Genomic DNA, 13186 nt, shown 5'->3' with positions numbered 1-13186 from the left:
GTGCTGATCGCGACCCCCGGCCGCCTGATGGACCAGTTCGAACGCGGCAAGCTGCTCCTGATGGGTGTCGACTATCTCATCATCGATGAAGCCGACCGCATGCTCGACATGGGCTTCATTCCCGACATCGAGAAGATCGTCTCCAAGATTCCGGCCAAGCGGCAGACGCTGCTGTTCTCGGCAACCTTCCCGACCGACATCCAGCGACTGGCGAAAACGTTCCAGCGCGACCCGATCCAGATCGAAGTCGCGCGGCCGACCGATGCGGCCAAGACGATCACGCAGCACGTGGTCCACATTCCGACCAATGATGCCAAGGCCAAGCGCACCGCGCTGCGCCGCGTCATCGAAGCCTGCGACGTCAAGAACGGCATCGTCTTCTGCAACCGCAAGGTCGAGGTCGATATCGTTGCCGCCTCGTTGCAAAAGCATGGCCATGACGCCGCCGCCATCCACGGCGACCTGCCACAGGCCTTCCGCACCGAAGTGCTCCAGCGCTTCCGCGATGGCGACCTGAAACTGCTGGTCGCCTCCGACGTGGCAGCCCGCGGCCTCGACATTCCCGATGTCGACCATGTGTTCAACTATTCGCCGCCGCCCAAGGACGAAGACTATGTCCACCGGATCGGCCGCACGGGCCGCGCCGGACGGACAGGCAAGAGCTTCACGGTCGTGTCGCCAGCCGATGAGAAATCCTGGGGTTTTGTCCTCAAGATGATCCAGCAGGACGTCGAGGAATTCATGCCCGAAGGCCTGCTCGAGGAACTCGAGAACCTGCCGCCGGAAGAACGCTCCAGCCGGGGCGGACGCAGTGGCGGTGGTCGTAGCGGCAGCAGCAGTAGCAGCCGCGCGCGTGGCCGCGGTGAACGCCCCGAACGCGGGCGCTCGCGCAGCAAGCCGGCCGAGGACGCGCCGAAAGCTGACGTCGACGTCGCAGCAGCGGCACCTGCGCCAGCTCCTGCTGACGAGGCCCCGAAGCCTGAACGCGCTGACGCGGCCCCCAAGCCCGAACGCACCGAGAAGCCAAAACGCGAACGCGCGCCGAAAGCTGAAAAGGTCGCAAAAGCGGAACCCGCTGAGGTGGCTGAACAGCCGGAAAAGGCCGAAAAGCCCGCTCGCGCCGAACGTGGATCACGGGGTGGCCGTCCGCCGCGCGACCAGAAGCGCAAGGATGATGATCCGATCCTGGCGCCAGCGCCTGAACGCGTCAAAGGCTTCGGCGACGACGTTCCTGCCTTCCTGAAACGCTAGAACCCAACAGGCGCAGCGAAGGCTCAGAGGCCTTTGTTGCGCCGGTTCACGACCAGGGCGTGCGACAGGTCCGGCGTCGGTTCAGGCTTGTCGAAGCTTATCGAGAACCGTGTTCCCGACGCGTCGGTGGCAATACGGATCTCTGCGGCGAGGGACTTGGTCAGCGAGTTGATCAGGATCATCCCGATACCGCGTGCGGCGTCGGCCTCAGACTGTTCCGGCATGCCAACACCGTCGTCCTCAACTTCGATCAGCACACGATCCGTTGCGCCATCCAGCAGCAGCTTGATCTTGCCTTGGTCGCGCCCCTTGAAGGCATATTTGCAGGCATTGGTAACCAGTTCCGTCACCGCCAGGCAGACTGATACAGCCTTGCCGACGGGCAGGATGACATCGCCACGCGTTTCGCAGACCAGTTCGATCGCCTCCCGGACCGAATAGGTTTCGACCACGGCTTTGCACAGGTCGGGCAACAGGGCGATACAATCGACCTCATCGTGCTTGCCCAGTTCGTAGAGGCTGCGATGGGTGGCCGAAATGACCTCTATTCGCTGTTGGGTGAGAGACAGCGTTTCACGCGCAATCTCGTCTTCCACGCGTTTCAGTGGCAGGGAGACAATCGACGACACGATCTGCAAACTGTTGCGGACGCGGTGATTGACCTCGAACAGGAGCGTGTCCTTCATCTCGAGGGCTTCCACCAAAGCCTGTTCCGCCTTAACCCGAAGCGTATCATCCCGCATTGTCAGCACGGCGCCGATCTGCTCGCCCGCGGCGTTGCGCACCGGACGGGCTGTCCCGACGGCGATGACGACAGAGCCATCCGGCCGCCGGATTTTCCACGGCGCCTCGACCACCGACTCCCCCCTGTGAACGGCGCGCGCCAGCGGCAGCTCGTCCGGCGGATATGGCAGGTCATCCATGGTGAGGAGTTCGTAATTTTCCGCGTATTCGTCGGGCGGCACTTCAAGATTGGCGCGTCCGTGAATCTCTTCGGCGGCGCGGTTCACGCTGATAATGCGACCGTCGGCATCCGCGACGATGACGCCTTCGCCGAGCTGGTCCAGAACCACCGACTTGAAGCCTTCAACCGAACTCAGCATTCACTCGCCTGTACCAAAACCGCGACGGATCGCGCGGGGATTGCCTAGCATATACGATATCGACGATTCCCGCGATGTTTGATGAGTTAACGCTTCAGGCGCGAGTTCATCTGCTTCCGGAAGGCGTCCGTATAAGGCGGACGGATCATTGCCAGCATTTCACTGCCGGTCTGGGTATAGACCGATTTCTTGTGGCTGAACTCGTAAAAGCCTTCGCGACCGTGATAACTGCCCATGCCCGACGGTCCGACACCGCCGAATGGCAGGTCTTCCTGGGCAACGTGGAAGATCACGTCATTCACGGTGACACCGCCTGAGGTCGTGTTGTTCAGGACCGTGTCGCGCTCTGCGGAATCTTCGCCGAAATAATAGAGGCCGAGCGGGCGGGCATTCGCATTGATATAAGCAATCGCATCGCTCGTTTCGCCGTAAGACTTGATCGGCAGGATCGGGCCGAAGATTTCATCCTGCATCACGCTCATGTCGTCCGTCGGATCGACAATGATATGGGGCGCAATCTTGTGGTGCGGCTGTTGCGAGAAATTGTCGCCTGTCGGGTTGATCTCAATCACTTCGGCGCCCTTGGCGCGGGCATCCTCCAGGTAACCCATGATCCGGTCATAGTGGCGCTGGTTCACGATCGAGGTGTAATCGTCATTGTCCTTCAGGCCGGACGGGAACATCTTCTGCACGGCGCTGGTTGCAGCCGCAGTGAATTCTGCCGTCTTCTCTTTCGGCACGAAGGCATAGTCAGGCGCGAGGCAGATCTGGCCCGCATTCAGGGTCTTGCCCGCCATGATGCGGTTGGCCGCCTTCTGCATGTCGGCTGAACGGCCAAGGATCACCGGGCTCTTGCCACCGAGTTCCAGTGTGAGCGGGACGAGATTGTCTGCAGCAGCCCGCATGACGTGCTTGGCGACCGACGTCGCGCCCGTGAACAGGATATGGTCAAAGGCCAGCTTGGTGAATTCAGCGCCGACCTCCGGCCCCCCGGTGATGACGCTAACTTCGTCTTCGTCATAGTATTGCGCAATCACGGACTTCATCAGTTCCGATGTCGCCTCGGTGAATTCCGACGGCTTGATCATGCAACGATTACCCGCCGCGAAGACGCCTGCCAGCGGCGTGAAAGTGAGGTTGACCGGGAAGTTCCACGGGCTGATCACGCCGATCACGCCCTTGGGCTGGAACTGGAGCTGCGCTTTCGATCCCAGCAGGCCCAGCGGGAACTCGACCTTCCGCTTTTCAGGCTGCATCCATTTGTGGACGTGCTTCTTGGCAAATTTCAGGGCGGCGATCGACGAGACAATGTCGGTGAAACCCGACTGGTCTTTCGAACGGTGTCCGAAATCTTCGCACATCGCATCATTGAGGGCATCGCCATGCGTGACCAGCAGGTCGATTGCCTTGTCGAGCCATTCGATCCGCCGGGCGGCTGACGGAATGCCGTCGCGCAGGTTCGCAGCCTTTTGCCGCGTCAATATGGATTCCATGCCGCTGCTAGTTGCGCTGTCGAGTGCCATGCCAGATTCTCCCAATTGCCTGTTCTTGCTAGTGAACAGTGTAGCCCGCGTTCAGCGCTTAACAAAGCGAAATGCATTGCCGCTGCGTGAGGCGTTCACATCCGGGCCATACTGACTAGATTGCCGCCAGACATATCAGAGAGAGAACCGCGATGGCTTACGAAAAGATTTCCTACGAACTTGACGGCAGCACAGCCATCATCAGCTTCAATGACCCGGCGACCATGAACGCCTGCGGCATCGACACGGCGCAGGAGCTGCTCCACGCGTTCGAAACGGCAAGCAAGGAAGCGCGCTGCACCATCCTGACCGGAAAGGGACGCGGCTTCTGCTCGGGCGCAAATCTGGGCGCCAATCCCGGTAACGGCAGCTCGCTCAGCCATCCCGGGTCACAGCCCGACGCCGGCCGGGCACTCGAAACACACTACAATCCGCTGATCCTGGCCATCCAGGACCATCCCCATCCCGTCATCACCGCGGTCAATGGCGCCGCCGCTGGTGTCGGCTGCGCGCTCGGCCTGATCGGCGATCTCGTGATCTCCGGCAAGAGCGGCTATTTCCTGCAGGCCTTCCGGCGCATCGGCCTCGTGCCTGACGGCGGCTCGACCTATTTGCTCGCCCGCACCATCGGACGGACGCGCGCCATGGAGATGACCCTGCTCGGGGAAAAGGTTCCGGCTGAGCAGGCCATGTCCTGGGGGCTGGTCAATCGCGTGGTCGAAGACGACGCCTTGATGGACACGGCGAAACAGATTGCCCAGCAACTTGCCGAGGGTCCGACCCAGGCGCTGGCCCTGACACGCAAGCTGGTTTGGGCAGCCTGCGACGGTGATTTCGATGGCGCGCTTCGCGCCGAACGCCTCGCCCAGCGAACGGCTGGACGCACAGCTGATTTCAAGGAAGGCGTAATGGCATTCCTGGGTAAGCGGAAAGCCGAATTCAAGGGCAAATAATCATCCTTTGATTGAATAAATATTTATTCGATTAAGGATAGAGTAAGGCAAGCGTGACAGTTTGCGGCATACGCATTTAGGGCCGGGGGGCGAATGTACGCATGGACTATCGACTGATCCATTTCAATTCAGCGCGACCGGCGGGCGAGTTCACTTTCGACAATGAATTCGTGCACATATTCCTTGCGATCCTTCCCCGGATTTTCGGTGATGCAGATACGTTCGAAGGCATCCACTGGCATCGCCATGGTTTGCGCCAGCCTGACGGCCGCTGGCGTGACCTGGGGGATGCGTTTCCTTATGCGACAGACCTTGGCGTCCCGGACGTTTGCACAATGGCGGGCTGGGCCTCTCTGGAGGACATGCGGTCATTCGTTTACAACGGCCGGACGCACCCCGCAGGCATGCGCCGCCTGCAGGATCAGCTTGATCGCAGCCAGGGCCCCGGATTCGTGATGTGGTGGGCGCGCCGAGAGGAGCGATTCACAATGGAAGACGGGTGGGAACGCCTCACGCACCTGCGCCAGAATGGGTCCAGTCCTTACGCTTTCTCGCTCGACCAGCCCCTCATCAGGCCGCAAGTCGCATGAGCCTGTCGCGGCGCTGCCTGATCGGCTTTGCGGCTGCATTCCTGACGCTGGCGGCATGCTCTGCGGCCCCCGCACCCGAACACACGATCTATCTGGTTCGCCACGCCGAGAAGCAGGCCGGCGACGATCCCTCGCTGACACCTGCCGGCGCCGAGCGCGCCGCCCTGCTCGCTGAAACGCTTCGCGATGCCGGGATTGTCCGCATCTATTCCACCGACTACGCCAGGACACGGGAAACCGCCGGCCCCATCGCCAAAGCCGCCGCTATTTCGGTGACGCTTTACGATCCGTCTGACCTGTCGGCATTTGCAGATAAGCTGAAAGCGGAATCAGGCATTGTGCTGGTTGTCGGACATTCCAACACAACGCCCGCTTTGGTAGAATTTCTGGGCGGCGAACCGGGCACGGACATTGACGAAGCCGCAGAATATGACCGGCTCTATGTCGTCCGTATGCAGGGCGATCAGGTTGAGACTGAACTGCGCCGCTATGGCGCGCCGTATCAGCCCTGAGGCTTCTGCTTCGGCTTGGGATTTTTTGCAGCCAGCGCGACCGACAAAGCCCGCCGCCCCCAGGCACTCCCATCATCGGCATCATCCATCGCGGCAGATGGCAGGCTGACATAGCCCATCTCCATCCGTTTGCCGTCACTTGGCCGCTCCCAGACAAAGGCCTCCCCGCCCTCATCCTCCAGCGCTGTCCGCAGCGCCGCGTCGGTCTTCAGGTAGATCACGTCCTCGGCCAGGAGGGCGAACATCACGCCTTGCGCGCAAACGCCCGCACCACCAAACATGCGCTTTATACGGACGCCCCCGAGCGGTGCGAACAGGTCGGTCACGAAGTCATGGAACGGATCTGGCGGCTTGGCCATGTGTCTATGCCGGTGGCAGGCCCAGCCGGTAGACGCCCTTGAACGCATCCAGGTTTTCGACCGGCTTGCCCTTGCGATAGATCGTGATCGTGCCCGCCTTGGCAAGACGCACGGCTTCCGCGCGCACGTCTTTCAGCACGCGCTGGAAGTTTTCCTCACTCACCGCACGCGCGGCCTGTTCGGCGCTGATCGTCTTGCCGACACCGCATTCCGCCGTCAGCGCGAGGATCGCCTCGCGCACGGCATTATGGCCGGGCTCGCTCACCAGTCGATCGCCGCGTAGACGAGCTGCTGGAATTGCTGGCGCATCGGATAGGTCGAAGACGGCATCAACTGCGTCGCCTGGATCGCGATGATCTCTTCTTCCGGGTCGATCCAGAAGAAGGTCGATGCAAGGCCGCCCCAGCTGAACGTACCTTCGCTGCCGGGCTGCTCGCCCGCCACGACATCAACCACGACCGATCCACCCAAGCCGAAGCCGACGCCATCGGCCATCACTTCGGTAAACATGGACTTGCCCATGTCGCGCATCGTCTTGCCGCCTGGCAAATGGTTCTGGCGCATGAACTCGACGGTTTTCGGGCTGACGAAGCGTTGGCCATCCAGCGTGCCGCCGCGCAGAAGCATCAGCGCAAAGCGGTGATAATCGCGCAGGGTTGAAACAAGACCGCCGCCGGCATTCAACAGGGTCGGGCGTTTCGTGTAGAGCTTCGACGCGGCTCCGGCGCCGTCTGCCAGACTGGTGGCACCGGTCTCCGCATCCTTCTGGTAGCAGGCCATGAGGCGGTCGATCTTTTCTTCCGGCACCCAGAATTCGGTGTCGTGCATGCCGAGCGGACCAGTGATCCGCTGGCGGAAGAATTCGTCCAGTTCCATGCCCGACACGATCTCGACAATCGCACCCAGCACGTCGATGGAATGGCCGTACCACCACTCGTCGCCGGGCGAGCATTGCAGAGGCAGCGCCGCGAGGCGTTTGGCCATCGCCTGCAGGGTTTCGTCAGGCCGCCCGATCTTTTCCTGCCGGTACAGGAAGTCGACCGGGTGCTGCATCATGAACCCATAGGTGATGCCCGACGTGTGCGTGAACAGGTCCAGCACTTTCATCGGGCGATCCGGCTTGCGGGTCGTGAAGCTGTCCTTGTCGCCTGCGTCCCAGACCATCACGTCGGCGAATTCGGGAATGTAGCGGCTGACATCATGATCGAGGCGCAGCTTGCCTTCCTCGAACAGCATCATCGCGGCCAGCGACGTGATCGGCTTGGTCATCGAATAGATGCGGAAGATCGTGTGCGGCCCGATATGCTCGCCTGCGCCCATCTCGGTGGTACCGGAATAGTCTTCCAGTGCAATCTCGCCACCGCGCGACACGAGCGTCGCCATGCAGGGCAGCTTGCCGCTGTCGATATAGTTCTCGCGGAAGTATTCGGGGATCGCCTCAAGGCGTTCCGCGTTCAGGCCAACTTCGTGCGGATCTGTCGGGTCATGTTCGAACATTAAAGCTTTCCTGCCTTTGCGGCCCGGGCGAGTTCCCGGGCGATGATGATCTGCTGGATCTGGCTCGTGCCTTCATACAGGCGGAAGATGCGGACGTCGCGGTAGAAGCGCTCGATACCATAATCGGTGACATAGCCTGCCCCGCCAAATACCTGCACGGCGCGATCCGCAACCCGGCCACACGCCTCGGTGGCGAACAGTTTCGTGCACGAGGCGAGCATGGTGACATCCTCGCCGGCATCGCGGCGGCGGGCCGCGTCAAGGATCATGCAGCGGGCGGCATAGGTCTCGGCCTGGCTGTCGGCAATCATCGCCTGGATCAGCTGGTGGTCCATGATCGGCTTGCCGAACTGTTTGCGCTCAAGGGCGTAATTGACCATTTCCTTGATCAACCGCTCGGACACGCCTGTCGCCACAGCGGAGATGTGAAGCCGCCCCTTGTCGAGCACGCTCATCGCCACCTTGAAACCCTCGCCTTCGCCGGCAAGCCGGTTGGCCACAGGCACCCGCGCGTTCTCGAAGATCACGTCGCAGATATGCGCGCCCTGCTGGCCCATCTTCTTTTCCGGCTGGCCCACGGACACGCCGGGCGTGTTGCGCTCGACCACGAAAGCCGACACGCCCTTGGCGCCGGGCGTCGACGGGTCGGTCCGCGCCATGACCGTGAACAGGTCCGCCTTGTTGGCATTTGTGATGTAGCGTTTGGTGCCGTTCATCACATAATGGTCGCCATCGCGGATCGCCTTGGTCGTCAGGCTGCCCGCGTCCGATCCTGCTTCCGGCTCGGTGAGGGCGAAACTCGCGATCAGGTCGCCGCTGGCAATGCCGGGCAGCCATTTCGCTTTCTGCGCGTCGGTGCCGAACAGGACCAATGCCTGGCTGCCAATGCCGATATTCGTGCCGGCGACCGAGCGGAAGGCCGGCGACGTGTGACCGAGTTCGAAGGCCACGAGGCATTCGGTTTCCATGTCCAGCGCGAGGCCACCAAACTCTTCCGGCACCGCAATGCCGAACAGGCCGAGCTGCTTCATCTCGTCCACGATCGATTGCGGCACGGCATCATTCTCGGCCACGTCAGCCTCGATCGGCACGCATTTCTCGGTCACGAACCGGCGCACCTGCTCGATCAGGGCGGCGCGGATTTCGGCGTCAAAGGCCATCAGGAAACTCCCGTAAATTATTGTCTGAAACAATGATATGCCGTTGCGACATGCTTGTCGAAGGGTGACCGTGCGGTATCAAAGCCAAAAGGGAGGAACAAGACGGAAATGCTTGCAACTGAAGTTACTGAAGGCGAGTTCAAAGGCTGGAGGACCTGGCCCGAGGAACCGTTCGAGCACGAATCCGCCGGACCGTTTTACCTGAACGAGGATGAAAAAGGCCCCGTGGCGGCGTTCCGGGCGCAGCGCAAGCACATGAATGCGGGCGGTGTGATGCACGGCGGCTGCCTGATGACGTTTGCCGACTTCTCCCTGTTTGCCATCGCCCATAATGGCCTCGAAGGCGTTTATGGCGTCACCGTGGCCTTCAATTCGGAATTTCTCGATGGCGCCGTTGAAGGTGAATATATGGAGGCCCGCGGCGAAGTACTGCGTCAGGGCCGCTCCATCACATTCGTGCGCGGCATCATCACCGCTGACGGGCGTCCCGTCCTCAACTTCTCCGGAACGATCAAATACAGAAAGCCGAAATCATGAGCCAGCTCCCCTATCAGGAACTTTCCCGTTCGATCAAAGGCAAGACCGCCCTCATCACCGGCGCCGCCAGCGGCATGGGCCGGGCGACAGCGCACCTGTTCGCGCGTGAAGGCGCCAATGTCGCCGTCACCGACCTGCGCCAGGGCGACGTCGACACCGTGGTCAAGGAAATCAAGGATGCCGGCTTCGACAATGTCAAAGGCTGGGAGATGGACGTGTCCGACGCGGCCACGATCAAGCGCGTCATCGACAATGCGGCGGCCCATTTCGGCGGCATGGACATCCTCGTCAACAATGCCGGCTTCGCCAAGGCGGCTGATATTGGCGAGGAGAGCTATGAAGACAGCTGGGGCCCCAGTATCAATGTCATGCTGACCGCGCACCAGCGCGCCATCCGCGCCGCCCTGCCCTATATGCGCAAGAATGGCTGGGGCCGCATCGTCAACATCGCGTCGACTGAAGGTCTCGGCGCGACACCGGGCAACTCGCCCTATGTCGCCGCCAAGCATGGCGTGATCGGCCTGACCCGCGGCCTCGCCGTCGACCTTGGCCGCGAAGGCATCACGGTCAACAGCATCTGCCCCGGCCCGATCATCACCGGCATCACCGCTGGCATTCCCGACGAGCACAAGGAAATCTATGCCAATCGCCGCGTGCCACTGCGCCGCTACGGCATCCCGGAAGAGGTCGCCAACATGACGCTGTCGCTGGTCCTGCCCGCCGCGTCATTCCTGAACGGCGTGCACATTCCCGTCGATGGCGGCATGTCGATCAAGAACGCCTGATCCGGGCCAGCGGGTTTGCGGAGGGCCTAGCCCTTCGCAAACCCGCGCGCGGTCATTGCGTCATACCAGCGGCCAAGATGCTCGTGCTCCTTTTGCGGCTCCCACTTCATCACGCGGCAAAACCCGCAGCCGATATAGAGCGTGATGTCGGCAATCGAGAACCGGTCAGCGGCCACGAACTCATGTGTCGCAAGGTGCGCGTCGAGGCGTTTGGCCATCGTCCGCGCCGCCTTCTCGCCCTTGGCGGCGGCTTCGGGGCTCTGCGGCACTTCCAGCGGCGCCATCATCGGGTGGGCGTTCCGGAACCAGCCGGCGAACTGGATGAAGAACATCAGTTCGATCCGGCGGTCCCACATTTCGATCAGCGCCTTTTCCTTCGGGTCCCTGCCCATCAGGTTCGGCTCAGGGAAGACGCCTTCGAGATATGTGCAGATCGCCCGGCTCTCGGTGATCGCCGTGCCATCGTCCAGAACAAGCGTCGGCACCTGGGCATAGGGCGACAGCTTCCGGTATTCCGCTGTCTTGTGTTCCTGCTCCATGATCGACACATCGATCATCTCAACCGCGTCCAGCTTGCCCTTTGCCCGCAGGAAAAAGACGACGCGGTCCGGGTTCGGGGCCTTGGGGCTCTGGTAGAGTTTCATGGGTTTCCTCCTAGAATTTTTTTCTCACGCCCAGCGTCGCATTCAGCGGTTCGCCCGGGAAGTAACGATCATTGCCGAAGGCGAGATCGGCCCGGTCGGCATAAGCCTCGTCGGTCAGGTTGCGCACGATCAGGAAGGCTTCGGTGCCTTCGCCGAATTCATAAGACCCGCGCGCCGACAGGACGGTGTGGCCCGGATAGGTCGCCGTGTTCGCCGGATCCGTGTAATATTCGCCGACATGTTCCACCGACAGCGACAGGCCGAGCGCCTCGGTCGCCTGCCAGTCGAGTGACGCATCGGCCAGCCATTCCGGCGCCGTGTCGATCTGGTTGCCATCGCGGATGGTCTCTGTGCCCGAACCCACAACCCGGTCGAATGTATAGGTCTGGTCCGACCAGCTGGCATTGCCCTTCAGTACAAGCGTATCCGTGATGTCGAACGCGGCTGCCGCCTCCACGCCCTGATGGCGCGTCGAACCGTCCGGCACGTTCAGGCCGTCACTGTCGCGGAAGAAGAAATCCTCCTTGTCCATCCAGTAGGCCGCGACATCGAACACCAGCCGCCCGTCCACAGCGCTGCCGCGCGCGCCGATCTCGACACTGTCCAGCGCCTCTGTATCGACTTCGCCCGCCACTTGCAGGCTTTGCAGCCGGTAGAGGTCGGATGCCTGCGGTGCCCGTTCGCCGCGCGCATAATTGACGTAATAGCTCACTTCACCCGGCGACCAGATCAGGCCGAGCTTCGGCGTCACCAGATCGAAACTGTCGCTGCGGTCGGCGGTGACGTTGAAGCGGCCATTGATACCGACAGGCGCGTCGGTGGAATAGTCATAGTCGTGCGTTTCGCCACGCAGACCGGCCAGCACGCTGACATTGTTGCCGAGCGCAAATTCCGCTTCGCCCCAGAGGGCGAGCACTGTCGTGTCGACCGTGTAGTCATAGTGGACCCCCTGCGGAAAGCGCGCGTCACCGGGAAAAAAGCCGAACGCATCCGGCTGGATTTCCTTGAGGTATCCGCTCGCGACATCGACATCCGCGCCAATCCGCAGCGCCAGAGCGTCGCTCGCCTGCCAGCCATAGCGCGCCATCAGTCCGCCGCCCGTGTGGCCATTCTTTTCCACACCGCCATTCGGCAGGAAGTGCTGCGAAAAGATCATCGCCTGTGTGTGGGCATAAGGCGTGAGCACCAGCGTGCCCGGGCCAAGCTCGCGCTCTGCCCGCGCTCCGACCCGCGCCGACCACGCGTCGCGATAGGCTTCCGGGTTCGGGTTCGTCGTCACAAGGTCGCTGTCCTTGTAACTGTCCGTCCCGCCGAGGAAGCCGGCCGACTCCTGGTTCAGGTTCGAGGCGGACAGCCACGGCGTCACATTCCACGCTCCAAGCTCATACGCTCCGACAACAGACAGTTTCTGCTGGTCGGTGCCCGTATTGTCGCGCCAGCCCGTATCATGCTGCAGTGACAGGCCGAGGCGGACATGCTCGCCTTCGTCCAGCGCCATGTCGGTGCGGTAGCGACCCAGCGTGCCATAACTTGCGCTTGCAAAGCTGCCATCGCCCGGCTGGCCAAGGATGACATTGACCAGGCCATGCACGGCGTTCGATCCATATTTCGCGCTGCCCGGCCCACGCACCACTTCAATGGCGCTCGCCACTTCATGGTGCGGTTCCATCAGGCTGTTGACGTTACCGAAGGCGGGCGAGCGGGTCGGCACGCCATTCTCGAGGATCAGGAAACTGCCCTGCCCCGCCCCGCCGGTCAGAACCGGTGAGCGGATCGCGATCAGGTGCTCCTGCCCCGAATTCATCTGGATATTGACGCCGGGCAGTGTGTTCAGGATTTCGGCGGGATGGTCGGCGAGGGTGTCGGCAATAGCTGTTGACTCTATCGGAGAGAAAGACCCCGGATCATTGGGCTGACGGTCTCCAAATATAGTGATCGGCCTAAAACGCACGGTCGTCAGAACAACGCCAGACGAGCAGAATGGCGTGATGTCTTCCCGCCTATAACCCGACCTCATTGTTTCCTGAACGGCGGCCTCCTCTTCTTGGTCGGAGCAGACATCCCACACACATTCCGAAGTAGCTCGATCCCCGGGCGCCAAGTCCTCGCAGCGTGGAAAGGGCAACGCCGTCGCCTGCCCCGAAAGGCATGTCGCCAGAACGGCAAGGCTGGCGGACGTCGCGATCAGACGGCAGGCACCCGAAACGGACTTTCGAAAGCGCTCACCCTGAGCGAAGTCGAAGGGCGGGCGCTTTCGAAAGTCCGTTTCGGG

14 protein-coding genes are annotated in these 13186 nt (G+C 61.8%); 6 read left to right on the top strand and 8 right to left on the bottom strand.

What is annotated here, in order from left to right; genetic code table 11:
• Positions 1-1251, top strand: a 1251-nt coding sequence (locus tag AADA04_RS00070) for a DEAD/DEAH box helicase (protein ID WP_340691183.1), incomplete at its 5' end; no start/stop codon positions are given.
• A 23-nt stretch (positions 1252-1274) separates the two neighbouring features.
• On the opposite strand, the gene AADA04_RS00065 is transcribed toward AADA04_RS00070, so the two are convergent.
• On the bottom strand, positions 1275-2354 hold the full coding sequence (locus AADA04_RS00065) for a histidine kinase dimerization/phosphoacceptor domain -containing protein (protein ID WP_340691182.1): 1080 nt from the start codon (positions 2352-2354) through the stop codon (positions 1275-1277).
• An 86-nt stretch (positions 2355-2440) separates the two neighbouring features.
• On the bottom strand, positions 2441-3877 hold the full coding sequence (locus AADA04_RS00060) for a coniferyl aldehyde dehydrogenase (RefSeq protein ID WP_340691181.1): 1437 nt from the start codon (positions 3875-3877) through the stop codon (positions 2441-2443).
• Positions 3878-4029: 152 nt separating this feature from the next.
• On the opposite strand from AADA04_RS00060, the gene AADA04_RS00055 reads away from it, so the two are divergent.
• The 3 genes from AADA04_RS00055 to AADA04_RS00045 all read left to right on the top strand — a co-directional run bounded on the left by AADA04_RS00055 (position 4030) and on the right by AADA04_RS00045 (position 5932).
• The gene (locus tag AADA04_RS00055) at positions 4030-4830 is read left to right on the top strand and encodes an enoyl-CoA hydratase/isomerase (protein ID WP_340691180.1); all 801 of its coding nucleotides are present in this window, start codon (positions 4030-4032) and stop codon (positions 4828-4830) included.
• A 101-nt stretch (positions 4831-4931) separates the two neighbouring features.
• The gene (locus AADA04_RS00050) at positions 4932-5420 is read left to right on the top strand and encodes a DUF3291 domain-containing protein (protein ID WP_340691179.1); all 489 of its coding nucleotides are present in this window, start codon (positions 4932-4934) and stop codon (positions 5418-5420) included.
• Positions 5417-5932, top strand: coding sequence for a phosphoglycerate mutase family protein (locus AADA04_RS00045; RefSeq protein ID WP_340691178.1), 516 nt, complete (start codon positions 5417-5419; stop codon positions 5930-5932). The genes AADA04_RS00050 and AADA04_RS00045 overlap by 4 nt, the downstream gene beginning before the upstream one ends.
• On the opposite strand, the gene AADA04_RS00040 is transcribed toward AADA04_RS00045, so the two are convergent.
• The 4 genes from AADA04_RS00040 to AADA04_RS00025 are packed head-to-tail and all read right to left on the bottom strand — an operon-like array spanning position 5923 to position 8948.
• On the bottom strand, positions 5923-6291 hold the full coding sequence (locus tag AADA04_RS00040; protein WP_340691177.1) for a TfoX/Sxy family protein: 369 nt from the start codon (positions 6289-6291) through the stop codon (positions 5923-5925). The genes AADA04_RS00045 and AADA04_RS00040 overlap by 10 nt on opposite strands.
• Positions 6292-6295: 4 nt before the next feature.
• Positions 6296-6556, bottom strand: a complete 261-nt coding sequence (locus AADA04_RS00035; protein ID WP_340691176.1) for a DUF3253 domain-containing protein — start codon at positions 6554-6556, stop codon at positions 6296-6298.
• The gene (locus tag AADA04_RS00030) at positions 6553-7788 is read right to left on the bottom strand and encodes a serine hydrolase domain-containing protein (protein ID WP_340691175.1); all 1236 of its coding nucleotides are present in this window, start codon (positions 7786-7788) and stop codon (positions 6553-6555) included. Before AADA04_RS00030 ends, AADA04_RS00035 begins: the two co-directional genes overlap by 4 nt.
• Positions 7788-8948, bottom strand: coding sequence for an acyl-CoA dehydrogenase family protein (locus tag AADA04_RS00025; RefSeq protein ID WP_340691174.1), 1161 nt, complete (start codon positions 8946-8948; stop codon positions 7788-7790). Before AADA04_RS00025 ends, AADA04_RS00030 begins: the two co-directional genes overlap by 1 nt.
• Positions 8949-9056: 108 nt before the next feature.
• On the opposite strand from AADA04_RS00025, the gene AADA04_RS00020 reads away from it, so the two are divergent.
• Positions 9057-9485, top strand: coding sequence for a PaaI family thioesterase (locus AADA04_RS00020; RefSeq protein WP_340691173.1), 429 nt, complete (start codon positions 9057-9059; stop codon positions 9483-9485).
• A complete protein-coding gene (locus AADA04_RS00015) occupies positions 9482-10270 on the top strand; it encodes an SDR family NAD(P)-dependent oxidoreductase (protein ID WP_340691172.1) in 789 nt (262 codons plus the stop codon). The genes AADA04_RS00020 and AADA04_RS00015 overlap by 4 nt, the downstream gene beginning before the upstream one ends.
• 26 nt (positions 10271-10296) lie before the next feature.
• Here the strand turns inward: AADA04_RS00015 and AADA04_RS00010 are convergent, their stop codons facing one another.
• Positions 10297-10914, bottom strand: a complete 618-nt coding sequence (locus AADA04_RS00010) for a glutathione S-transferase family protein (RefSeq protein WP_340691171.1) — start codon at positions 10912-10914, stop codon at positions 10297-10299.
• A 10-nt stretch (positions 10915-10924) separates the two neighbouring features.
• On the bottom strand, positions 10925-12865 hold the full coding sequence (locus AADA04_RS00005; protein ID WP_340691170.1) for a TonB-dependent receptor: 1941 nt from the start codon (positions 12863-12865) through the stop codon (positions 10925-10927).
• Positions 12866-13186 lie beyond the last annotated feature (321 nt).

The sequence above is a fragment of the Hyphomonas sp. genome, from assembly GCF_037969335.1.
In the GTDB taxonomy this organism is placed as follows: Bacteria; Pseudomonadota; Alphaproteobacteria; order Caulobacterales; family Hyphomonadaceae; genus Hyphomonas.
The sequence above is the reverse complement of the archived record's forward strand: the minus strand, read 5'-3'. Positions and strand labels throughout refer to the sequence as shown.

Bases quoted from the DNA above. Each gene is read 5' to 3' on its own strand.
- AADA04_RS00025 (WP_340691174.1), bottom strand. From the start codon at position 8,948: ATGGCCTTTGACGCCGAAATCCGCGCCGCCCTGATCGAGCAGGTGCGC.
- AADA04_RS00030 (WP_340691175.1), bottom strand. From the start codon at position 7,788: ATGTTCGAACATGACCCGACAGATCCGCACGAAGTTGGCCTGAACGCG.
- AADA04_RS00065 (WP_340691182.1), bottom strand. From the start codon at position 2,354: ATGCTGAGTTCGGTTGAAGGCTTCAAGTCGGTGGTTCTGGACCAGCTC.
- AADA04_RS00015 (WP_340691172.1), top strand. From the start codon at position 9,482: ATGAGCCAGCTCCCCTATCAGGAACTTTCCCGTTCGATCAAAGGCAAG.
- AADA04_RS00055 (WP_340691180.1), top strand. From the start codon at position 4,030: ATGGCTTACGAAAAGATTTCCTACGAACTTGACGGCAGCACAGCCATC.
- AADA04_RS00050 (WP_340691179.1), top strand. From the start codon at position 4,932: ATGGACTATCGACTGATCCATTTCAATTCAGCGCGACCGGCGGGCGAG.
- AADA04_RS00040 (WP_340691177.1), bottom strand. From the start codon at position 6,291: ATGGCCAAGCCGCCAGATCCGTTCCATGACTTCGTGACCGACCTGTTC.
- AADA04_RS00060 (WP_340691181.1), bottom strand. From the start codon at position 3,877: ATGGCACTCGACAGCGCAACTAGCAGCGGCATGGAATCCATATTGACG.
- AADA04_RS00045 (WP_340691178.1), top strand. From the start codon at position 5,417: ATGAGCCTGTCGCGGCGCTGCCTGATCGGCTTTGCGGCTGCATTCCTG.
- AADA04_RS00020 (WP_340691173.1), top strand. From the start codon at position 9,057: ATGCTTGCAACTGAAGTTACTGAAGGCGAGTTCAAAGGCTGGAGGACC.
- AADA04_RS00010 (WP_340691171.1), bottom strand. From the start codon at position 10,914: ATGAAACTCTACCAGAGCCCCAAGGCCCCGAACCCGGACCGCGTCGTC.